General features: G+C 55.3%; 21 protein-coding genes. 11 read left to right on the forward strand and 10 right to left on the reverse strand.

Features of this window, described 5'->3' with window-relative positions; genetic code table 11:
* The first annotated feature begins 187 nt into the window (after positions 1 to 187).
* The 6 genes from nifU to nifM are packed head-to-tail and all read left to right on the forward strand — an operon-like array spanning position 188 to position 4,889.
* Complete coding sequence (gene nifU, locus L579_RS09080; protein WP_021183954.1) at positions 188 to 1,012, forward strand: Fe-S cluster assembly protein NifU; 825 nt, start codon at positions 188 to 190, stop codon at positions 1,010 to 1,012.
* Between the two features lie 29 nt (positions 1,013 to 1,041).
* On the forward strand, positions 1,042 to 2,244 hold the full coding sequence (nifS, locus tag L579_RS09085; RefSeq protein WP_021183955.1) for a cysteine desulfurase NifS: 1,203 nt from the start codon (positions 1,042 to 1,044) through the stop codon (positions 2,242 to 2,244).
* A 12-nt stretch (positions 2,245 to 2,256) separates the two neighbouring features.
* Positions 2,257 to 3,399 carry a homocitrate synthase gene (gene nifV, locus L579_RS09090; RefSeq protein WP_021183956.1) on the forward strand — a complete coding sequence of 381 codons (1,143 nt, stop codon included), beginning with the start codon at positions 2,257 to 2,259 and terminating at the stop codon, positions 3,397 to 3,399.
* A gap of 1 nt (position 3,400) precedes the next feature.
* Positions 3,401 to 3,658 (forward strand): nitrogenase-stabilizing/protective protein NifW, encoded by a 258-nt coding sequence (locus L579_RS09095; protein ID WP_021183957.1) that lies wholly within the window; start codon positions 3,401 to 3,403, stop codon positions 3,656 to 3,658.
* The gene (locus L579_RS09100) at positions 3,655 to 4,092 is read left to right on the forward strand and encodes a nitrogen fixation protein NifZ (RefSeq protein ID WP_021183958.1); all 438 of its coding nucleotides are present in this window, start codon (positions 3,655 to 3,657) and stop codon (positions 4,090 to 4,092) included. The genes L579_RS09095 and L579_RS09100 overlap by 4 nt, the downstream gene beginning before the upstream one ends.
* Positions 4,093 to 4,097: 5 nt before the next feature.
* On the forward strand, positions 4,098 to 4,889 hold the full coding sequence (gene nifM / locus L579_RS09105) for a nitrogen fixation protein NifM (protein WP_021183959.1): 792 nt from the start codon (positions 4,098 to 4,100) through the stop codon (positions 4,887 to 4,889).
* 98 nt (positions 4,890 to 4,987) lie between these two features.
* On the opposite strand, the gene L579_RS09110 is transcribed toward nifM, so the two are convergent.
* Complete coding sequence (locus tag L579_RS09110) at positions 4,988 to 5,521, reverse strand: flavodoxin (RefSeq protein ID WP_021183960.1); 534 nt, start codon at positions 5,519 to 5,521, stop codon at positions 4,988 to 4,990.
* 327 nt (positions 5,522 to 5,848) lie between these two features.
* Here L579_RS09110 and nifL point away from each other — a divergent pair, with 327 nt between their 5' ends.
* The 4 genes from nifL to L579_RS09130 all read left to right on the forward strand — a co-directional run bounded on the left by nifL (position 5,849) and on the right by L579_RS09130 (position 10,972).
* Complete coding sequence (nifL, locus tag L579_RS09115; RefSeq protein ID WP_021183961.1) at positions 5,849 to 7,333, forward strand: nitrogen fixation negative regulator NifL; 1,485 nt, start codon at positions 5,849 to 5,851, stop codon at positions 7,331 to 7,333.
* On the forward strand, positions 7,330 to 8,901 hold the full coding sequence (gene nifA, locus L579_RS09120) for a nif-specific transcriptional activator NifA (RefSeq protein ID WP_021183962.1): 1,572 nt from the start codon (positions 7,330 to 7,332) through the stop codon (positions 8,899 to 8,901). The genes nifL and nifA overlap by 4 nt, the downstream gene beginning before the upstream one ends.
* Before the next feature lie 164 nt (positions 8,902 to 9,065).
* A complete protein-coding gene (gene nifB, locus L579_RS09125; RefSeq protein ID WP_021183963.1) occupies positions 9,066 to 10,469 on the forward strand; it encodes a nitrogenase cofactor biosynthesis protein NifB in 1,404 nt (467 codons plus the stop codon).
* The gene (locus L579_RS09130) at positions 10,466 to 10,972 is read left to right on the forward strand and encodes a nitrogen fixation protein NifQ (RefSeq protein WP_036626052.1); all 507 of its coding nucleotides are present in this window, start codon (positions 10,466 to 10,468) and stop codon (positions 10,970 to 10,972) included. Before nifB ends, L579_RS09130 begins: the two co-directional genes overlap by 4 nt.
* A gap of 86 nt (positions 10,973 to 11,058) precedes the next feature.
* Here L579_RS09130 and L579_RS09135 read toward each other — a convergent pair whose 3' ends face one another.
* From L579_RS09135 to L579_RS09165, 7 genes are all read right to left on the reverse strand, one after another.
* Entirely contained in the window at positions 11,059 to 11,571 is a 513-nt protein-coding gene (locus tag L579_RS09135; protein WP_036626053.1) for a hypothetical protein, read from the reverse strand.
* Between the two features lie 128 nt (positions 11,572 to 11,699).
* Entirely contained in the window at positions 11,700 to 12,191 is a 492-nt protein-coding gene (locus tag L579_RS23245; protein ID WP_071783575.1) for a hypothetical protein, read from the reverse strand.
* A gap of 22 nt (positions 12,192 to 12,213) precedes the next feature.
* Entirely contained in the window at positions 12,214 to 13,560 is a 1,347-nt protein-coding gene (locus tag L579_RS09145; protein ID WP_021183967.1) for an ATP-binding protein, read from the reverse strand.
* Positions 13,557 to 14,288 (reverse strand): response regulator, encoded by a 732-nt coding sequence (locus tag L579_RS09150; protein WP_021183968.1) that lies wholly within the window; start codon positions 14,286 to 14,288, stop codon positions 13,557 to 13,559. Before L579_RS09150 ends, L579_RS09145 begins: the two co-directional genes overlap by 4 nt.
* 7 nt (positions 14,289 to 14,295) lie before the next feature.
* Positions 14,296 to 17,430, reverse strand: a complete 3,135-nt coding sequence (locus L579_RS09155; protein WP_021183969.1) for an efflux RND transporter permease subunit — start codon at positions 17,428 to 17,430, stop codon at positions 14,296 to 14,298.
* A complete protein-coding gene (locus L579_RS09160; protein WP_161628639.1) occupies positions 17,423 to 18,496 on the reverse strand; it encodes an efflux RND transporter periplasmic adaptor subunit in 1,074 nt (357 codons plus the stop codon). The genes L579_RS09155 and L579_RS09160 overlap by 8 nt, the downstream gene beginning before the upstream one ends.
* 23 nt (positions 18,497 to 18,519) lie before the next feature.
* Complete coding sequence (locus L579_RS09165) at positions 18,520 to 18,774, reverse strand: hypothetical protein (RefSeq protein WP_021183971.1); 255 nt, start codon at positions 18,772 to 18,774, stop codon at positions 18,520 to 18,522.
* Between the two features lie 232 nt (positions 18,775 to 19,006).
* Between L579_RS09165 and L579_RS09170 the strand changes: the two genes are divergently transcribed.
* Positions 19,007 to 19,579: a flavin reductase family protein gene (locus L579_RS09170; RefSeq protein WP_021183972.1), complete on the forward strand. Its 573-nt coding sequence runs from the start codon at positions 19,007 to 19,009 to the stop codon at positions 19,577 to 19,579.
* A 69-nt stretch (positions 19,580 to 19,648) separates the two neighbouring features.
* Here L579_RS09170 and L579_RS09175 read toward each other — a convergent pair whose 3' ends face one another.
* Both L579_RS09175 and L579_RS09180 read right to left on the reverse strand, forming a co-directional pair.
* Positions 19,649 to 20,971: an aspartate aminotransferase family protein gene (locus tag L579_RS09175; RefSeq protein WP_021183973.1), complete on the reverse strand. Its 1,323-nt coding sequence runs from the start codon at positions 20,969 to 20,971 to the stop codon at positions 19,649 to 19,651.
* On the reverse strand, positions 20,968 to 22,434 hold the full coding sequence (locus L579_RS09180) for an APC family permease (protein WP_021183974.1): 1,467 nt from the start codon (positions 22,432 to 22,434) through the stop codon (positions 20,968 to 20,970). The genes L579_RS09175 and L579_RS09180 overlap by 4 nt, the downstream gene beginning before the upstream one ends.
* Positions 22,435 to 22,436: the final 2 nt, after the last annotated feature.

The following is a 22,436-nucleotide window of genomic DNA, read 5'->3' on the forward strand; positions in this document are numbered from 1 at the left end:
ACTGTGACAAACCCCACATTTAACCGCGACACTGATCGCGGTTTTTTTGCCATTTAATCATCTATCAAACTGAATATTAACGATTTTAATTTCTGGTACTGCTTTTGCTTGCTAGTGATATCCCGCTATTTATTACGCGGGGAAATGCGCCAAAGCGCTTTCCGTCATAGTCCTGGGAGCTGAAAGCATGTGGAATTATTCTGAGAAGGTGAAAGACCATTTCTTCAATCCCCGCAATGCCCGAGTGGTGGATGAAGCTAACGCGATTGGCGACGTGGGATCCCTGAGCTGTGGCGATGCCCTGCGACTGATGCTACGGGTTGACCCGGAAAATGAAACCATCCTGGAAGCCGGATTTCAGACCTTTGGTTGCGGCAGCGCCATTGCCTCTTCGTCGGCCCTGACCGAGCTGATTATTGGCCGCACCCTTGCTGAAGCGGAGCTGGTCACTAATCAACAAATCGCTGACTACCTCGATGGCCTGCCGCCGCAAAAAATGCATTGTTCGGTGATGGGCCAGGAAGCCCTCCATGCGGCGATTGCCAATTATCGCGGCCTGACACTCGACGATGACCACGAGGAAGGCGCGCTGATTTGCAAATGCTTCGGCGTTGATGAGGGACACATTCGCCGTGCCGTGCTCAGTAACGGCCTGACCACGCTTGAGGAGGTGATTAACTACACCAAAGCGGGCGGAGGCTGTACTTCCTGCCATGAAAAAATCGAGCTGGCGCTCGCCGCTATTCTCGCCAGCGCTCCCGAAGTCACCGCCCCGCTTAGCACCGCTAAAGATCCGCACTGGCAGGAGGTGATGGAAACCATTACCGAGTTGCGTCCCCATATTCAGGCCGATGGCGGTGATATGTCACTGGTCAATGTTGCCAATCACACCGTCACCGTCAGCCTGACCGGCAGTTGCAGCGGCTGCATGATGACCGATATGACCCTCGCCTGGTTGCAGCAAAAGCTGATGGAACGCACCGGTTGTTATATGGAAGTGGTCGCGGCTTAGACCGTCGTTAACGATAGGGGAATACGCAAATGAAACAGGTTTATCTGGATAACAACGCCACCACCCGTATTGATCCGATGGTGCTTGAAGCGATGATGCCGTTCTTAACTGACTATTACGGTAATCCCTCCTCGATCCACGACTTCGGCACGCCGTCGCGGGCCGCATTAGAACGCGCACATCAACAGGTGGCGGCGCTGCTGGGGGCGGAACACAGCAGTGAAATTATCTTTACCTCCTGCGCCACCGAAGCCACCTCCACCGCGATCCATAGCGCAGTCGAAGCGCAGCCGGAGAGACGGGAAATCATTACCACCGCGGTCGAACATCCGGCCACGCTGGAGGTGTGCGAATATCTCGAACGTCAGGGTTACCTGATTCATCGGCTGGCGGTCGACAGCGAGGGTGCCATCGATATGGCGCAGTACCGACAAGCGTTGAGTCAGCGGGTGGCACTGGTGAGTGTCATGTGGGCCAATAACGAAACCGGGGTGATGTTTCCGGTGGAGGAGATGGCAACGCTGGCACATGAGTCTGGTGCGTTGTTTCACTGCGATGCGGTGCAGGCGGTCGGCAAAATCCCTCTCAATGTCCGGCAAACGAACATCGACATGCTCTCCTGCTCTGCCCACAAACTGCACGGTCCGAAAGGGGTAGGCTGCCTTTATCTGCGGCGCGGCACGCGCTTCCGACCGTTGCTACGCGGTGGTCACCAGGAACGGGGACGCCGTGCTGGTACGGAAAACATTGCCGGCATCGTGGGTATGGGTATGGCGTGCGAGCTGGCGCAGGTGCACCTGCCAGGGATGAGTACCCTCTCCCGGCTACGGGATCTCCTTCAGGAAAGCGTGGTCGCGCACGTTCCCTCCGTCAGGGTGATGGGTGGCAAGTCGCCACGCGTGCCTGGCACCGTCAATCTGGCGTTTGAATATATCGAAGGGGAAGCCATTTTGTTGCTGCTGAATCAGGCCGGGATTGCGGCATCCAGCGGTAGCGCCTGCACCTCGGGATCGCTGGAACCCTCGCATGTGATGCGGGCAATGAATATTCCCTACACGGCTGCGCACGGCAGCATCCGTTTCTCGTTATCTCGTTACACGCGGGAAAAAGAGATTGAGTACGTCATCCAGACACTGCCCGCGATTATCGCCCGCCTGCGCTTGCTGTCGCCTTACTGGCAGGACGGTAAACCCGCCCCGGAACAAGCCGCTTTTATGCCCACTTATGGTTAAGGAGTGACAGCGATGTCTACGGTGTTGATCAACGATACCACCCTGCGGGACGGTGAGCAGAGTCCCGGCGTTGCGTTTCGCGCCAGTGAAAAAATTGCTATCGCAGAAGCATTATTTGATGCCGGTATCACGGCAATGGAAGTGGGCACCCCGGCTATGGGCGAGGAGGAACGCACTCGTATCCAACTGGTACGCCGCCATCTGCCCGCTGCCATCTTGATGACCTGGTGTCGGATGAGCGGTGACGAGATTCGTCAGAGCGCAGAGCTGGGGATGGACTGGGTCGATATCTCCCTGCCCACCTCCGAGAAGCTGCGGCAGTACAAATTACGCGAGGCACTGCCGGTGCTGCTGGAGCGGCTTGCCAACCTTATTGTGTTGTCGCGCTCGCTGGGGATGAAGGTTTGTGTGGGATGTGAAGATGCCTCCCGCTCCAGTGACAACGATCTGCGCTTGGTGGCGGAGGCGGCGCGGGAAGCCGGCGCACAACGGTTACGCTTTGCCGATACCCTTGGTGTACTTGATCCCTTCACCACCGCAGCCCGTATCTCCGCGTTGCGTAGCGTCTGGCCGTCAGAAATTGAAATGCATGCGCACGATGATTTGGGTCTGGCAACGGCCAATACGCTAGCCGCCGTTCAGGCTGGCGCAACCAGTGTGAACACCACGGTGCTGGGATTGGGTGAACGCGCGGGTAATGCTGCGCTGGAGACCGTTGCGCTCGGTCTCAGCCGTTGCATGGGGCAGGACTGCGGCGTCGATTTTCGTTTGCTTCCTGCGCTGTGCCAGCAGGTCGCTACCGCCGCGCAACGTACCATTGACGTGCAGCGCCCGTTGGTGGGCGATCAGGTGTTCACCCATGAATCCGGCGTGCATGTCGCCGCCCTGCTGCGCGATCGCGAGAGTTATCAGGCCATCGATCCGGCGCTGGTGGGGCGGGAATATCGGCTGGTGCTGGGTAAACACTCCGGGCGGCAGGCGGTAGATGGAGTATTCAGCAAAATGGGATATACCCTCGACACGCTACAGATTGATCTGTTGCTGGCGGCGATCCGTCGCTTTGCCGAAAGCTGGAAACGCATCCCGCAGGATTACGAGTTGATCGCCCTTTATGACCAGTTGCGTGGTGAATCTGCATCAACGCTAAGGATCTAATATGCAATGGTTTTATCAGATTCCCGGCGTTGATGCGCTGGACACGGCGGAATCCTTTTTTGCGTTTTTTGCTGTCGATTACGATGCCACGCTGTTGAAGCCTTGCTGCCTGCCGGTGTTGCGCGAATTTCACCGCAAGATACGTGACAACGTGCCGTTGCAAAATCATCTCGAGGCTGAACCGCGTGCGCCCTGGCTGCTGGCCCGACGCTTATTGGCTGAAAGTTATCTGCACTACACGCAAGGGAGTCAGGCATGAGAACAAAATTCGCCTTAGGCGATGAGGTCAGGGTAATCCGCGCCATCCGTAATGACGGCACCATGTACGGTTATGCGACGGGTGAGTTACTGGTTCGTCGCGGTAGTACCGGCTTTGTGCGTTCATGCGGGACTTTTTTGCTGGACCAGATCATTTATCAGGTCCACTTTCTCACCAGTGACATGATTGTCGGTTGTCGCGAACAAGAGATTATCAGCGCAGCGGCGGCCTGGCATGCCGGGCATTTTCAGTATGGCGACAGCGTTATTTGTCGTCATACCCTGACGGTGGAGGGGAAAGTTGCGGTGCGGTCGGGGGCGCGTGGCCGCATTGAACGCACCGACCAGGGGGAGAATGGTGAAATCTATACCGTTATGTTTGGTGAACGCTGGTTCCAGGTCCCTGCCAGCGCCATCAAATTGCTGGAGGAATAACCGCCATGCCTGAACTGTGGGAACGTTTTTCCCGGCAACAACTGGCGCAATCTCGCTGGCAGTGCTCACCGGAAGCGCTATCCGTCAGCCAACAGGCGGAGTTTCACCGGCTCTGGCAACGCCAGCGAAAGATGGAGTGTGCGCTAGCCGGAGCGGCGGGTAATGATCCTATCCCGGAAAAGCATCTTATCAGCGTGACAACGTCACTCAGTCCCCTGTTGGCTGAACAGGTTTTTTCTGACGCTGAACGGACGTCAATCATCCAGCATCATGCGCGCATGGAAATTCAACTGGCGCGCGTGGCAGAACAGGCCCCTGCACCCGATGAGTTGCAGGTGCTGGCCTGGTACCGACAACACCAGGACAAATTTATGCGCCCGGAGCAGCGTTTGTGCTGGCACCTGCTACTGACAACGGACAATGATCGCCCGGCCATGTATCAACAAATTCAGCAGCTACGCCAGCAAATCATCACCTCCCGGCAGCACTTTAATTCACTGGCGCAACGCTGGTCTCATTGCCCCAGCGCGCTGGAGGGCGGCCGTATGGGCTGGATCAGCCGGGGTTTGCTGTTTCCTGAACTGGAAAGCGTGTTGTTTGCGATGAAACCGAATGGCGTGAGCCATCCGATTGAAACTCAACTCGGCTGGCATTTGCTGTGGTGCGAAATGATTCGTCCACCTGCCCCTATGGAACAGAACGCTGCGCTGACGCAAGTGCGAACGATATTAACTCGTCAAAACCAGCAGCAATGGCTGCGACAATGGCTAAAGCTGCCAGGGTGTAACGGTGGGTAAAACTGACAGACTCCGTAGCGGCGCGATGTATCGCGTGGGGTTAACAACACAGAAAACAGCGCGATAAATCGCGCCGCTACGCGTTATTGCAAACCAGCTTACTCTACAATTGCTGGCCTGAGACTCTCCAGCCAGGCATCCAGTCGCTCCTCGGTAAGGTCATACTGATTATCCTGGTCCAGAACCAGTCCAACGAAAGCGCCTTCTTCCAGTGACGCTGAGCGGGTGAATTCATATCCCTGATTTGGCCATTGCCCGATAAGCTGTGCGCCGCAGTTTTTCAGTGCGTCGTACAACGGGCGCATCCCGCTGACAAAGTTATCGGGGTAACCTTTCTGATCGCCCAACCCGAATAAGGCAACGGTTTTACCCGCCAGACTGGCCCCGTTAAGCTCGGCCATAAACTCCCCCCACGAGGCATTTTCACAGCCCGCATTGAGGCCAGGTAATTGACCATCGCCGAGGGTGGGTGTGCCCAGCAGCAAAACCGGATAGGAAAGAAAAGTCTCCAGAGAGATGCGATTGATATTGACCGGTGCATCTGCCACCTCCCCCAACTTTTTGTGGATCATCTTAGCGATCTTGCGGGTTTTGCCCGTATCAGTGCCGAAAAAAATACCAACGTTCGCCATGCCGCCCTCCTGTGGAATAAAAGAATCACTCCTCATTGCTGTTGCGAATGCTGTGCCAGGTATCTGGCTGCACAGTTTTGCATCAAGGCGCACCAGAAGTGACGCACTCTCAGCGCGATTTCAGTGAGTTCAGGAGCCTTACTGAGCGATTTTGCGCGAGATGTACGGGTAAAACCGATCTGGATCAAGGTTAAGGCGAGTCACTGCCGCATAAGGCTTACTGTTTGCATGGTTATATGGCAGGTAGCCACCACGGCGGCCAATGTCGACAGGTGGGACAAATTGTCATAACTGCGACACAAATGAACCTGAGTTCCGGAGGATGTGATGACTGAGAATATGATGATGGATGCCGCTGAACCGCAAGCCATTGCACGAGGGCTTTCTCAGCAACATCCCGGCCTGTTTATGACCATTGTTGAAGAGGCACCCGTTGCCATCTCTTTAACTGATGCTGAAGCCCGAATTATTTACGCCAACCCGGCATTCTGCCGTCAGACGGGTTATCCGCTGGAAGAATTATTGCAACAGAACCCGCGCCTGCTTGCCAGTAAGCAAACACCGCGCATGATTTATGAGGATATGTGGCGCACCTTGCGCCTGCGTCAGCCCTGGCGCGGGCAACTCATCAACCGCCGTCGTGATGGCAGTTTGTTTCTGGTCGAGATCGATATCACTCCGGTTATGAATGCCGGAGGCGAGCTGGAACACTATCTGGCAATGCAACGTGATATCAGTACAGGTTACGCGCTGGAACAACGCCTGCGTAATCAAATGACGCTGACCGAAGCAGTGCTGAACAATATCCCGGCTGCCGTTGTCGTGGTGGATGAGCAGGACCAGGTCATCATGGATAACCTGACCTACAAAACCTTATGCGCTGATTGTGGCGGCAAAGAGTTACTGACTGAGCTGGATTTTTCTTCACGGAAAAAAGCGTTCGCCGAGGGTGAAGTCATTCCCGTGATGCTGTGTGGTGCGGAGCGCTGGCTGAGGGTGACATGCTGGACACTGCCCGGCGTCAGTGAAGAAGTTAGCCGTTATTTTATTGATAACAGTCTCTCCCGCACCCTGGTGGTGATTACCGATTATACCCAGCAGCAGCAACAGCAAGAACAGGGACGACTGGATCGACTGAAACAACACATGACCACCGGCAAATTGCTGGCGGCAATTCGGGATTCACTCGATGCGGCACTGATCCAGCTAAACTGTCCGATTAATATGCTGGCAGCCGCCCGACGCCTGAATGGCGACAACAGCAACGTTGCGCTTAATTCTGCCTGGCATGAAGGTGAAGAAGCTATGGCTCGCCTGCAACGCTGCCGCCCCTCCCTTGATCTTGAGCAATCTACCCTGTGGCCCCTGACCGATTTTTTGGCCGATCTGCGCGCACTCTACCACACCCGTTATCAGCAGGGAGATCGCTTACAGGTGACGCAAGACGCCCCCGAACTGGTGTGTTTTGGTCAACGAACTCAGGTACTGGCCTGTCTAAGTTTATGGCTGGATCGGACTCTGGATCTCGCCGCTGAAATCCCCCATTTTGCGCTGGAAACCCAGCTTTATGCCCATGAAGAAAATGGCTGGCTGGCCTTCTACTTATGCGACAACCTCCCGTTGAAGTATGTCCACTACACCCACACCGCAACTGCTTTAAATGCCCCAGGAAAAGGGATGGAACTACGGCTGATCCAGACCCTGGTTGCACATCATCGGGGGGCCATTGAACTCACGTCGCCGCCCGAAGGCGGGTCCTGTCTCACCCTGCGATTTCCGTTATTTGCCTCACTGACCGGAGGTGCCAAATGACCCAGCAATCTGCATCCGACAACCGGGTCTGGCGCTTTGACCTGTCTCAGCAATTTACCGCGATGCAACGTCTTAGCGTGGTGCTGAGTCGTTCAACCGATCGGCATCGGACACTCCAGGAGGTGTTGTCCGTACTGCAAAACGATGCCTTTATGCAGCATGGCATGATTTGCCTGCACGACAGTCAGCAGGAGCAACTGAATATCGAAGCACTGCCAGAAGCCGATTTGCAGCAACTGAATGATGGCCTGAAAATCCGTTATCGTGCCGGAGAAGGGCTGGTGGGCACGGTGCTGTCTCAGGGACAATCGCTGGTTTTGCCACGCCTGGCAGATGACCCGCGTTTCCTTGATCGACTGGGGTTGTACGACTACAACCTGCCGTTTATTGCTGTGCCTATGATGGGGCCAGATGCGAGGCCGATGGGTGTTTTGGCTGCACAGCCGATGGCGCAGGCTGAATCACGCCTTCCTTCCTGCACCCGCTTTCTTGAAACCGTTGCCAATCTGGTGGCACAGACGGTACGCCTGATGTCATCACCGGTACCGACCGTTGCGCGCCCGGCGACGATGCCGCCAGTCAAGGGGTACAACTGCGTTCCCGCCCATAACTTTGGCTTCGAAAATATGGTGGGAAAAAGCCCCGCGATGCAGCAGACACTGGAGATTATCCGCCAGGTGTCGCGCTGGGATACCACCGTGCTGGTGCGTGGCGAAAGCGGGACGGGTAAAGAGTTGATTGCCAATGCCATTCATCACAATTCTCCGCGCTCCACTTTTCCGTTTGTGAAGTTTAACTGTGCGGCTTTACCCGATACCTTGCTGGAGAGCGAGCTGTTTGGTCATGAAAAAGGGGCGTTCACCGGCGCGGTGCGGCAGCGGAAAGGACGATTCGAACTGGCTGATGGCGGCACGCTTTTTCTCGATGAGATTGGCGAGAGCAGCGCGTCTTTTCAGGCCAAACTACTTCGGATCTTGCAGGAAGGCGAAATGGAACGGGTCGGGGGGGATGAAACCCTGCGGGTCAACGTGCGAATTATTGCTGCGACCAACCGTAATCTGGAGGAAGAGGTCCGCAACGGGAATTTTCGTGAAGATCTTTATTACCGCCTGAATGTAATGCCGGTTGCGCTCCCGCCGCTACGCGAACGTCAGGACGATATCCCTGAGCTGGCACATTTTCTGGTGCGCAAAATCGGGCAAAACCAGCATCGCACCCTGCGGATCAGCGAAGGCGCAATCCGTCTGCTGCTGAGTTACAACTGGCCGGGCAATGTACGTGAGCTGGAAAACTGCCTGGAGCGTTCGGCGGTGATGTCGGATAGCGGGTTAATTGATCGTGAAGTCATTCTGTTTAACCATCGGGAAACGGTGCCAAAACCACTGCCGGTCAGCGCACCGCGAGAAGACAGCTGGCTGGATCAGAATCTTGATGAGCGACAGCGGTTGATCGCTGCGCTGGAAAAAGCCGGATGGGTGCAGGCCAAAGCGGCCCGGTTACTGGGAATGACGCCGCGCCAGGTAGCCTACCGTATTCAGACCATGGATATCACCATGCCGCGTCTCTGACGCGAATTGTGATGATCAGCACATTGTCAGCTACAGGTGGTGATTCTGACAAAACCCAGCGCGAAAAATAGAATGAAAATTGTTTTATTTCAGTTGGTTATAAAAATGGCAAACGGTACATAACTTGCAGCAGGAAGTTCAGTCGATCTTATCAAGGTAACGTTATGACTTCCTGCTCCTCTTCTGCCTGTCAGGCACCCACTCGCGAAATGCTGGATGATTTGGTCGCGGGGAAAGTGGCGTCACACCCCTGCTACTCACGCAGTGGGCACCACCGGTTTGCCCGTATGCACTTGCCGGTGGCACCCGCCTGTAACCTGCAATGCAACTACTGCAATCGCAAGTTTGATTGCAGTAACGAGTCACGGCCCGGTGTCTCCTCGACCTTGCTGACGCCGGAACAAGCTGTTGCCAAAGTCCGTCAGGTCGCGACGGCGATCCCACAATTATCAGTGGTGGGCATCGCCGGTCCGGGTGATCCGCTGGCAAATATGCATCGTACCTTTAGCACCCTCGAACGCGTGCGGGAGGCGTTTCCTGACCTGAAATTATGCCTCTCCACCAATGGTTTGATGCTGCCTGATGCGGTGGATCGTCTGGTGGCGCTTGGCGTAGACCATGTCACCGTCACCATTAACACCCTTGATCCCGACATCGCCGCGCAAATTTATGCCTGGCTGTGGCTGGAGGGTGAGCGTTACAGCGGGCGTGAAGCGGGTGAGATTCTGGTTGCCCGTCAACTGGAAGGCGTGCGTCGGCTCACCGCGAAGGGCGTATTGGTAAAAATCAATTCGGTGTTGATTCCGGGAATTAACGATCAGGCGTTACCCGATGTCAGTCAGTTGCTGCAAGCCAGCGGTGCGTTTATCCATAACATCATGCCGCTGATTGCCCGACCTGAACATGGCACGGTGTTTGGCCTGAACGGACAAGCGGAACCTGATGCCGCCATGATCGCGGCAGTCAGGCAGCGCTGTGGTGAGATCATGCCGCAGATGACCCACTGTCATCAGTGCCGCGCGGATGCGATTGGTATGCTGGGGGAAGATCGTAGCCAACAGTTTGCCCGGATACCGGAACCTGAGCCGTCACCGCAACCCTGGCTGCCGGTACTGTTCCAGCGTGCCAGGCTGCACGCCAGTATTGCGACCCAGGGGGAATCGGACGATGAAGACGCTTGCCTGGTGGCCGTGGCTTCGCAACGTGGAGACGTGATTGACAGCCATTTTGGTCATGCCGACCGTTTTTATATTTACAGTCTCTCTGCCGCAGGTGTGGTGCTGGTGAATCAGCGTTTCACGCCTAAATATTGTCACGGTAACGACAATTGCGACACCGAACAGGACAATGAAGAGCGGATGACGGCGATTTTTGATCTACTCGCCGATGTACAAGCGGTGTTCTGCGTACGTATGGGTTATACGCCCTGGCAAAAACTGGAAGCGCTCGGTATTCAGCCTTGTGTCGACGATGCCTGGCAGCCAGTAACGGCAGCATTGACTCGCTGGTGGCAAGATTATCGAACCCGAATAGTCTCCGCAGACAGACGAAATAAGGGGGTTGCATGACGCCTCAGCATCGCTGGCTTCACCGGTTAATGTCTCTCTATGCTCAGGGCTGCGGCAGCTATGCCCTGATGATGGGGCTTTCACCGCAGCAATGGACACGGTTGCCCTATCCTGCCCGGCAACGGCCCGTTTCAGCGGATGCGCTGAGGCGTCATCAACTGATGAGTGAACTAATGGCGACACGCCGGGATGAGCAGCAACAACTGGCGTTATGGCTGGCAGAGTACATGCATCCTGACGCTGATCCTATGCATTGCATTATTGCCAGCGTTGCGCTGGCGTTTAACCATCTCTGGGAAGACCTCGGCCTGAGTTCCCGCGCGGAATTACGCCAACTGATGAGTGACTGCTTTCCTGAGTTGGTGGTAATGAATGATAAAAATATGCGCTGGAAAAAGTTTTTCTATCGCCAGCGCTGTCTGCATGCCGAAGGTGAATTGATCTGCCGTTCACCGAGTTGTGATGCGTGTTGTGAACGGGGCGTTTGTTTTGATATGGCATAACTTTTGGCGGCGCTATTCAATATTTTTGCCGGTATGATTACGTCTCCGTCTTACATTGCTGAATTATCGTCAGCCAACAGCATGTTTTATCTTTTCGTTACGGCATGAATGACAGTCATGCCCAATGCGTTGCTTCGTTTAGTGATGGTAATGACGTTGCCGCCATACACATTACCTGCCGGATAACACACTTTGATTTTTTCTTCCAAATCAGGATCGTACAGGCGAGCGCCTGAACAGCTATGGCGTCCAGCGGAATCATACTCATAAGGGGTGGAGTAAGTGCTGATTTGTCCTGGTAGTAACCACGTCAGTGTGGTGAGCAGAAAATAACTGACCATGCAAAGAAGAAGAACCACACCGGAATACAATTTAATATAATCCTTCGCTGTATGTGGTTTGGCACCTGTTCCCCATTTAATCATCGCAAAGAGCAATGGCACGGCTAATAATAAACTGGATAACAGCATGTTCCTGATAGTCAATGGTCTCAGGAACGTCTCCCGATCAATCTCATATTGCCAGGTGAAAAAGCCAAAGATGCATCCCAACACAATGAGTGTGAGGGAAAATAATTTAGGATATGAGGATGTCATCATTTTTTGCTACCTTCCGTGGTCATAAAAAACGGCATATGTTCCTTTAGCTTTCTGTTTAACTCAACTGGGCAGTTTGCGCATGATTCCCTGTAGAAACGCCAGGTACGGGTTAGTGCCTGATGGTTGCTTCAATCACTGGTCGGCTCATCACGCCATACCAATGGTACTCCAACAAACGTGTGGGTACAGCATCGGCATGTCACGGGAATATCCTCTGCTGTAATGTGCGGATTAACCTGTTGAAGGATTCTGTTCTCGTCTACATAGAGACCCGGAAAAAAGGCGAAATCCCCACACCGGACATAGTCCTGCTGTTGATGCTCATGCAACGCCACCATCCAGAAAATGGGATCGGGCCTGTCGAGTCGGCTGTTGGCTTCACTGAAAACATCATCCCACTGTTGACCCACTTTACTCATCAGAAAGTTAAACAATGGCGTGTAGTCCAGGCCACGTTGCTGTTTACCGCGCATAGATTCACGTTGAGGTAACAGATCATCTGCAAGCTTTTTTCTGTGTCTGCCATGACGGTATTCCGCACCGGGATTGTTCGAATGATGGCGCGTAGTGGTGTTGACTCTGCGGTAGAGTTTTTTGGCGTGATTGTCGTGCAATGTCATTCCTTTCAATGTCGCTAACGTATTAATGCCGAACTGAATTTGACACAACGAGTTTTCCTCCCTCAACCAAAGGCAGCGTCACCATCACCGACAATCCCCCGTCGGCCCGCTGGCTGACACTGAGGTCCCCGCCATGTTGCTGGGCGATCTGGCGTGCGATAGCCAATCCCAGGCCCGAACCGTTGTGCCGGGCAGCCGCGCCTTTACCCCGGTGGAATGGTTTAGTAATCAGCAACAATTCTTCCTCTGTAACGCCGGGACCACGATCCTGTACCGCAATCTTTGCGACATCACCTTCCCGCCAACTGGCAACTTCGAGTCCGGTCCGACCATATTTGGCGGCGTTTTGCATCAGGTTTGTCAGCAGCCGCATCATGCTGACGGGACGAAAATAGCACACCGGGAGCGGCGTCAGGGACAGGGTAAAGTGTTGGCCCAGGCCGGTAAAATCATAATTCAGTTCGGTAATCATCTGATTAATGTCGCCAGGCTGACTCAGCTCAGTGGCGCTGCCGCGGGCATAATCAATGAATTGCTGGAGAATAGTATCCACATCCTCGAAGTACCGGCCAACATCATCCGGGTTAGCGCTTCCCTGCCCGCCGATTGCCATCGCCAGCCGCAATTTGGTCAGCGGAGTGCGCAGGTCGTGAGAAATTCCGGCCAGCATCTGCGCGCGGGCATTTTCCATCTCGGCCAGACCATCCAGCATGCGGTTAAATGTCAGGCTGACCGTCCTGATTTCGCTCGGTCCTTCCGGCGATAACGGGCGCGGCCATCCTCCCTTCCCTACATCTGTGGCAGCCTGCGCCAGGGAGGTCAGCGGGCGGTTGATGCGCCGTTGCAGGCCATAGGCCGTCAGCAATGCCAGCAAGGCCAGCCCCACTGACAGCAGAATCGCACTGATCAGGCTGGAAAGGTGGTTCGACGGTTCAACCGCCAGCGCCACCCAATATGGCTGACCGGCGATCTGTACCTCCACCCATAATTTTTTTTCGGGGGCCTGTTCCCAGCGCAGCGGTATGCCGGGCGGAAGTTGCTGGTGCAGGCTATCAAGAAAGACTTTGAGATAATAACGGCGATAGAAACCCGCCAGCCCCAGCGTGGGGATTTCGATCAGATGTGCTGGTGGTTGAAGGACGCCCCCCACCGCCTGGGCATAACGATCGCGATCCGTGGCCGGTACCGTTGCCAGCAGCTTATCGAGCATGATGATCTGCGAGGCAATGAGCGAGGCGGCATCATTCACCCTGGGCTTCTGGATAAAAACCAGAAACACCGTGAACGTGGTGATTTGCGTCAACGTCACCAGCAATATCAGCAGAACACTGTTGCGTGCCAGCAGTGAGCGGGGCCAGAATTTTTTCACGTTTCGCTATCTACGATCAGCATGTAACCCATCCCCCACACGGTCTTCAACCAGCGAGGTTCGGAAGGCTGCGCCTCAAGTTGCTGGCGCAGGCGTAACATCTGCACATCCACGCTTCTGTCCAGCGCTGCATATTCGCGCCCTCTGGCGCGGCTCAGCAGGTTCTCGCGGCTGACGGGCCGGTTAGGTGTGGTGGCCAGCGCAATCAGTAAATTCATTTCGGCAGAATTCAACGCCAGCAACTGATCTTCGCGGTACAGCGTCTGCCGCGTGATATCAAGACGGTAAGGGCCAAAGCAGACCGCCCCCGAACCTGCGGGTGTTTCACCCTGCTGCAACGCCTGACGCCGGAAGATCGCTTTGATGCGTGCCACCAACTCCTGCGGCAGAAAAGGCTTGGCGAGATAGTCATCAGCACCGGTTTCCAGACCGATCACCCGGTCTACCGGATCGCCGCGCGCCGTTAACATCAGGATGGGCAACGTGAAGTTTGCTGCCCGCAGGCGACGGCAAACGGACAGGCCATCTTCCGGTTCCATCATCAGGTCAAGCACCAGCAGATCAAAGGGTTCACGTTGCAAAAGACGGTCGAGCCGGGCGCCATTTTCTGCCGTCCTGACGTCAAATCCCTGATCGCGCAAATAGCGTTGCAGCATGCTGCGCAGTTCATTTTCATCGTCAAGGACCAGTATTTTCTTTGCCTTGTGCTCGGTTTTCGCGTCACTCATAGGTCATTCACCCCTGATGAACAGGCTTCCGGCGCGCTTGCCAGGCCTCTTGTGCACGTTGCAAAACGACATAAAAACAAGGGACCAACAGGATGGCAAGCAATGTCGCTGACAACATCCCGGAAAAAACGGTAATCCCCAGCGATTTTCTGGCACTGGCGCTGGCGGCGCTGGAGAATATCAGCGGTATAACGCCCAGCGTAAAGGCCAGCGAAGTCATAATAATCGGGCGGAAACGCGTCCTGGCTGCCGTCAGTGCCGCATCGATGATGCTGCTACCGGCCAGACGTTGCTGGCGGGCATATTCGACAATCAGGATCGCATTTTTGGCAGCAAGCCCGGCCAGCAGCAGCACGCCAATCTGCGTATACAGATTGTTAGCGATATTCAGCGCTAACAATGTGATCGCCGTACCTGATAATGCAAGCGGGACACCGAGGATCACGCTGACGGGCAACCAGTAGCTTTCATATTGTGCAGCCAGCACCAGATAAACCAGCAGCAGTGACATGGCGAACGCAAGATAGATACGGTTCCCGGCGACGTTTTCCTGATACGACATATCGGTCCACGACAGGCTGATATCCGGCGGCAGTGTGGCTTTTGCCAGCGCGCTCACTGCCTGCATCGCCGCACCGGTACTGTAACCCTGAGCGGGCATACCATTGAGGGTGGCCGACGGATTAAGATTATATAAAGAAGCCACCGCTGGCCCTTCTGTCGGGGTGAAACTGACCAGGGTTGCCAGCGAAACCGGCTCGCCGCTGGCATTTTTTACCGTCAGGGCGGAGATTTGTTGTTGCAGGCGGCGCTGGTCAGACTGCGCCTGAACATACACTTTCACGCTATGGTTTTCACGGGTGATTTGATTGACATAGCTGGCCCCGAGATATTGTTGCATGGCATCGAAGGCATCACCCGGTGAGACGCCCATCGCTGCTGCGCGCGCTCTGTCCAGCGTGACATTGATCTGCGGTACGTTCGCACGCAGTGTACTGAACATCCGCGACACTTGAGGCAGTGCCATCGCCTGCCGGACAAAATTGTCACTTACCTGCTGCAAATGCTGATAGTCACGTTGTCCGTTAGTTTCGCTCAGCACCATCTGCATACCGCCCCCGTTACCTACGCCCTGGATCGGCGGCGGCACAATCACCAGCGCATTGGTATCGGGAATTTTCGCCAGTTGTTTATTCAGGTTGCTGTAAATAGAACGCAGATCCTGGTGTCTGCCACGCTGATTCCACGGTTTCAGGGTGACGTAAATCAATGCCGCGTTGGACAAGGACGCATTGTTGTCGAGCGGTGAAAGTCCGCCAATCACGACGGCATGATCCACCCCCGGTTGCTGCCCCAGCACCTGCTCTACCCGCTGGGTCACGCTGGCGGTTTGTTCCAGCGAGGCGGCGTCCGGTAGTTGCAGCGACACCAGCAGATAGCCCTGGTCTTCCAGCGGAATAAATCCGGTCGGGATGCTGAAAAAAGCCGCCAGTGTCAGCGCGATGACCAGCAGACCGCCGATAAACGCCGCTTTGCTGTGGCGGATCAAGCGGCGAATGCCGTTGAGATAGGCGTTTTCCAGCCACGCGAACACCTGATTGAACTTGCGGTAAATCCAGGGTTTGCTGCCACTGTTAGCGGGTCGCAGCCACTGCGCGCTTTGTACCGGTTTTAACGTCAGGGCATTGAGGGCGCTGAGTAAGGTGGTCACGGCGATCACCAGCGCAAACTGACGATACATCTGGCCGCTGAGGCCGGGTAAGAAGCTGGCCGGAAGATACACGGCGACCAGCACCAGCGTGATGGAGATGATCGGCGGCAGCAGTTGACGCATGGCACGTAGCGTCGCCTCGCGAGGGGCATATCCCTGTTCGATATGATGACTCACCCCTTCGACCACCACGATTGCATCATCAATAACGATACCAATCGCCAGCACGATGGCAAAAAGCGTCAGCAGATTGATGGAAAACCTCATCAGATAGATGGCACCGAATGTTCCGATAAGGGTGACCGGCACGGTGGTGGCAGGCACCAGCACGGCACGCCAGTTTTGTAAGAAAACCACGATCACCAGTAACACCAACAGCCCGGCAATCAGCAGCGTGCTGTAGACATCATTGACCGAACTCTTGATAAAGGTGGTGGTGTCAAAAGGCAGCGCATAATGCATGCCTGCTGGCATCCGGGCAGACAATTTCTGCATCTCCGCCGCAACTGCGTTGCCGACCTCCAGCGCGTTAGCATCCGGGAGTTGCGAAATGGCAATCCCTGCCGCAGGTTTACCGTCCATCGTGAAAAACTGCGCATAGCTGGATGAACCCAGCTCGGCATGGCCCACATCCTGTAAACGCACCAGTCTGCCGCCGTCCTCGGTGCTGCTTTTGATAACGATCTGATTGAACTGGCTGGCATCGCTCAGCAGGCCATTGACGTTAAGCGTCAGCTGCATCTGTTGACCATTGTTGGCGGGTGGCGCGCCCAGTTGCCCGGCGCTGACGCTGCGGTTTTGCGCTTTGATGGCGTTAATCACGTCATCCGGCACCAGGCCGTATTGCTGCATACGCGCGGCATCCAACCAGATGCGAATGCTGTAATCTCCGGTGCCGAAGACCGTGACATCCCCTACGCCGGGGATACGCGCGAGTGAGTCGCGCAAATGGTTAGTGGCATAGTTGCTTAAAAACAACGTGCCCTGGTTTGGGTCAGAAGATTGCAGGCTGTACAACTGCAAAATTGCCGTCGATCTTTTACGTACCGTCACCCCCTGCTGCTGCACCGCATCCGGTAACTGGGAAAGCGCCGCCTGAACACGGTTCTGCACCAGGATCTGTGCCTGATTGCTGTCGGTGCCGATGGCAAAGGTGATATTCAGGGTGTAGGTGCCATCATTGCCGGTGGTCGATTTCATATACAGCATGTTCTCGACCCCATTTACCTGCTGCTCGATAGGAAACGCCACCTGATCCTGCAAGGTTTGCGCGTTCGCACCGGGATAGTGGGTCACCACCTGAACAACTGGCGGCGTAATGGCGGGATATTGCGCTACCGGCAACGCCCACAAAGCCACAGCGCCGAGGATCAGGATGATCAATGACAGCACGTTGGCAAAAACCGGCCGGTCGAGAAAGAACTTAATCATGCTGGCTTTGCGCCTCGTTGCTGACGTTGACTTTTTTGCCGACCAGATCCGGGCGAGCATAGGTCAGGACGCGTTGTGTGGCGTTATTTGCACTGAGCAAAATGACATGTTCATCACTGCCGGGAGCGGTGTTAATCCTGAGCTGGCTGACCGTGCCATCCGGGGACACCGGGAAAATGCTGCCGTCCTTCACGGCCGTCACCGGGAGCTGCCACGGGCTGTCCGGCGTTGCCGCATGCAGAGTGACCTGGACAAACATGCCCGGCAGCAGGTTAACCGGCGGCTGGTGCAGGGTCGCCCGCAGGGTGATATTGCCGCTGGCGCTGTCGAGCTGGTTATCGACAAAATCGATGGTGGTATGCAGCGGCTCATTCAGACCGGGAACCTGGATATCCACCGGCTGATGTTCCACCGCATCGCTGCGTGCCGCGATAATGCCGAAACGCGTTGCGTCTGACTGGTTCAGGCTGAAAGTGACATACAGCGGGTCGATTTTATTCAGTGTGGCTAACACGGTGTTACCGCTGCTGCCGACCAGATTACCCACATCGACAGTGCGTCGCCCGATGCGCCCGGTAAACGGGGCGGTAATCCGCGTATAGCCGAGGTTAATTTGCGCAATGTCCCGTTGCGCCTGTGCCTGATCGCGGGCCGTCTGTGCGTTTTGCAAGTCTGACAGAGAAATAACATGTGACGGATAGAGCGCCTGGTCCCGGTCCGTTTCACGCTGATTATTCACCAGCGTGGCCTGGTCCGAATTAAGCTGCGCCTGCAAGGTGGAAGAGTCCAGGGTGAACAACACCTGACCAGCATGAACGATATCGCCGTCCCTGAAGTTAACAGATTGCAGTGTCGCGGCGACACGCGCCACAATCTGCACCTGCTCAGAAGCACTCAGCGTGCCCGTGACGGTGGTTGACGGATCAAACGTGAGTTTTTGCGGCACACTCACCGACACGGCGGGAACGGGTTGCGGGTGAGCGTTTTGCTGTGGCTTGCACCCCGCCAGTGCACAGCCCGCCATCACCAGCAGCCCGAATTGGCATGCCACACTAAGTATCTTCATGGATAGCACGTTCATCAGCCAGGTTATTTTTTCGCAGCCATAAATGCGCTGAGTTGTGCGAAGGTGATATAGCCTTTTTTCGCCGTATCTATTTCAGAAAAATGCTGCGCAACGCGGGGCATGCCGGCCTGCGCTTCAGCCAGGGTTAACTTGTCATCATGATTGGTGTTCGCTGCATTGAAGCGATTTTGCATCAGTTGTGCGAATGCGGCGGTCGGTGCGGCGTTGGCCGCGCTCATAAAGACCAAACCTGCCACCAGAATCAGAAACTTTTTCATTTGTTACCTCGATTAACCGTTAAAGAAAGCGTAAAGGGATGTGAGGAAATTCACGGGGAGGAGAATATAAAAAAGCCGCGTCGGCAGGGGTTATCAATTGTTCCAGACTTATGTCATCGCATGTCATGGAGAGGCAAGCTAACGCTTTTGATCTGCTGTTTTACGAGGGGAAAAGGTAAAATGACGCAGGTCGTGACCTTATTTTTTCCGCCAACAGTGACAGGAAGATGCAATGAACCCCTATTTCACCTCAGTCGAGCTAGAAAAGGCTTACCGCCTGATAAATCATGGGCCTGCAACACTGGTATCCGCCAGCCATGATGGCATTGAAAACGTTATGGCGGCGTCCTGGGTTTGTGGTCTGGATTTCACCCCAGCCAAACTGACGGTGGTGCTGGATAAATCCGCCTATACCCGCCAGTTAATTGAGAAGAGCAACAAGTTTGTTATTCAGGTTCCGAATGCCAAACAGGCGGAAATGGTGCACTACCTCGGGACCCATTCAAAAGCCAGCGAGCAGGACAAGCTTTCTCACAGCGATGTCGAGTGTTTTTATGTTAAGGGGATTGATCAACCTTTTGTCAGCGGCTGCTCCGCCTGGTTGTATTGCGAACTGATTCCGCTGGAAGCGAATCAACGCGATCACGATCTGTTTATCGGCGAAGTCAAAGCGGCATGGGCCGATAGCCGTATTTTCCAGGATGGGCACTGGTTGTTTGAATCGGCTGGGGATGAGTGGCGAAGTTTGCATTACATCGCGGGAAAACACTTTTATAAAATTGGTGAAGTGCTGGACGTCGAGTAGCCAGACATCTTTTTTCCTGAAGACGATCTCGCCAGACCGGCTGGCGAGATCATCTCAATGCGAGATTCGTTACCAACCCGCATACGCCTGGATTTCTTCACGCGTAACCTGCGGGGCATGGCGTATGGCGAGCGAGAGTTTTTCGACCGCATAGGCCATCTCATCCTGATTGATGATTAACGGCGGCGTAATTTCCAACACATTCCCCCCGACGTAGTACACCACCAGTCCCTCTTTCCATGCCTGGTACACGACTTTTTGCGCCAGCGCACGGTCCGGTTTTTTGCTGCCGTCCGGAACGACTAACTCGACTCCGATTGCCAGGCCATGTCCACGGACATCACCGATCTCCGGGATATCCTGCGCCAGCTCGCGCAGCAGTTGCATAAAATAGCGTCCGGCCTGCGCCGCCCGCTGTGGCAGTTCTTCGCTTTGCAGCACACGCAACACGGAGCGGCCCACCGCAGTACAAATCGGATTGCCCGCCGTGGTCAGCAATGCATGCGCAGCGGGACCGCCGAGGATCTCTTTTGGCCCCACGGTAGCAGAGAGCGGTAAACCGCCACCGATCACTTTGCCAAAGGTGACGATTTCCGGGGTGATGTTCTCATGCTGGAAGGCATGCATCAGTCCTGGTCGTCCCAGTCCCATTTTTACTTCATCGCAAATCAGCGGCACACCCGCGTTAATGCACAACCGATGTAACCCCGATAAAAAGCCTTTTGGTGGCACCACCATGCCGCCATCCGACAGAATCGGTTCGACGATGACACAGGCGACATCGCCTTTATCGAGTTGTTCTTTAACTTCCAGCAGGCTGGCACTGACTGCCGCTGCGCCTGCACCATCGCTGCGGAAAGGATTGGGATAGGTGGCGAGATAGAGGTCAGGATCGGCAGCGTTGCCTGCCGAGATATGTACGCCGGACACCTTCATTGCCAGCCCGATGCCGCCGTGATAGCCATGCGCAAACGCCACCACTTTACGTTTGCCGCTGGCGAGTCGGCAGGCGCGCAGCGCCACATCATTGGCATCGCTACCGGCATGGCCGAGATAGACACAGCGATCGCCACTGCCGGGGGTGATCGCCAGCAACTCCTCCGCCAGCCCAACCGAATCCGGATGAACGGCAGACAATCCCCCCGCTCCGGCTGGATTCTGTGCTGCCTGGGTGATGGCAGCCGTAATCGCCGGGTGTCCATGCCCCAAACCGGATGCGGTCCAGGTGGCTGACAGGTCGAGTAACTTTCGGCCACCGGCTTCAGTCAGCCAACATCCCTGCCCGGAGGTAATCGCTAACGGAAAAAAGCGTAACTTCTCGATACCGGCGACTGACTGGGCGTCGCGTTGATACAGCGCGGCGGCTTCGGGTGGAAAAATGTCCTGACTCATACCCACTCCTTCTGTGTGGTGGCGGTTGTCACCGTTTCCGCAGGCGTAACAAACTCTGACGCCAGAGAAAGCCCGATATTGCGCACCAGTTTTGGCGCGGAGATGATAATGATCATCCCGGCAATGCACCAGTAAAACGCCACCAGTGCCGGGCTAAACAGTTCTTCCTGCCCTACCACGTTGTAATACAACGACACCACCATAATGACGATGCCGAGTAGCGGCAGGATCAGTTCCCATTTCGGGATGTTCTGGCTCATGCGGGTGATAAAATTGATCACCCCAACTTCAATCATCAGATAGGTGATCATCAGGCAAACTGAGCCGATGATCGCAAAGTAGAAGTACGCATCAATCGCGCTGTTGCCGGTGCCCATCGCCGGTTTACCGCTCAGCCAGGCCACGACATCGATCAGCAGGCTGACTACCAGTACCAGCGTTAAGGCGTTACGAGGTTGATGATTTTTTTCTGACACCTGCGCGAAGCATGCCGGGCCGAACCCATCGCGGGCGAGGGCAAACAGCAGACGGCTGGAGGTGGCCGCGGCCGATAAATTCGCCGCGAAGGCCGACATCATGGCGGTAAACAACATCGCTGATGAGAATGCGGTGCCGACGTAAGTTTGCGACAGCGTCCCCAGCGAGTTCGCTGAGTTTTTGAAGGCAGTTAAACCCGATTCGCTGGTACCAAAACCGAGTGTCTGCACATACATCATGCCGACAAACAACACCCCGGTCAGCAGGATAGAACCCAGCAGGGCCAGCGGGATATTGCGTTTGGGATTTTCCGTCTCTTCACCCAGGGTGGCACAGGCCTCAAAACCGGCCCAGGAGAGGAAAGCAGCGACCACGCCCGCCATCACCGCCTGAAAACTAACGCCATTCAGACTAAACAATGAGGCATGTTCTGTGCCGGTCGCAGGCTGGTGCACGACAATCACCGCCGCCAGAATTAACATCAATACAATCCCGACGCCCTCAATCACCATCAGCACGCGGGCCACGGTCTGTCCATCTCGCGAATTCAGGATCCAGCTAAATATCACCCCGACCGCCGCGGTGACAATCCACGGGATCTGAAAACCTGACGTGGGGAATAATGCGGCCAGAAAGGCGTTGGTAAATGCGCCCAGTGCCGCCAGCGTGGCAATCGAGAAGAACAGATAGGTGCCCATAATGGCGAAACCGGAAAAGAACCCGGCACGCGGGCCGATGGTTTTTCCCACCAGGCCGTATGCGCTTCCGGCGTGATTATAAAAACGCGTCAAACGGATAAAACCATAAGCAATTAACGCGACCCCGATCAGACCGAGCACAAACACAATCGGCAGCGCTTTGCCTACTGAGTCGATCAATCCCTGCGCATTGCCCGACATAGCCAGCGTCGGTCCCACCATCCCCAGCGAGAGCGCCAGCGCTTCCCACAGTTTTAAACTTCGCTTTTTATTTGGTGCATGGTTCATCT

The sequence above is a fragment of the Pantoea sp. AS-PWVM4 genome, assembly GCF_000468095.1.
GTDB lineage: Bacteria > Pseudomonadota > Gammaproteobacteria > Enterobacterales > Enterobacteriaceae > Pantoea > Pantoea phytobeneficialis.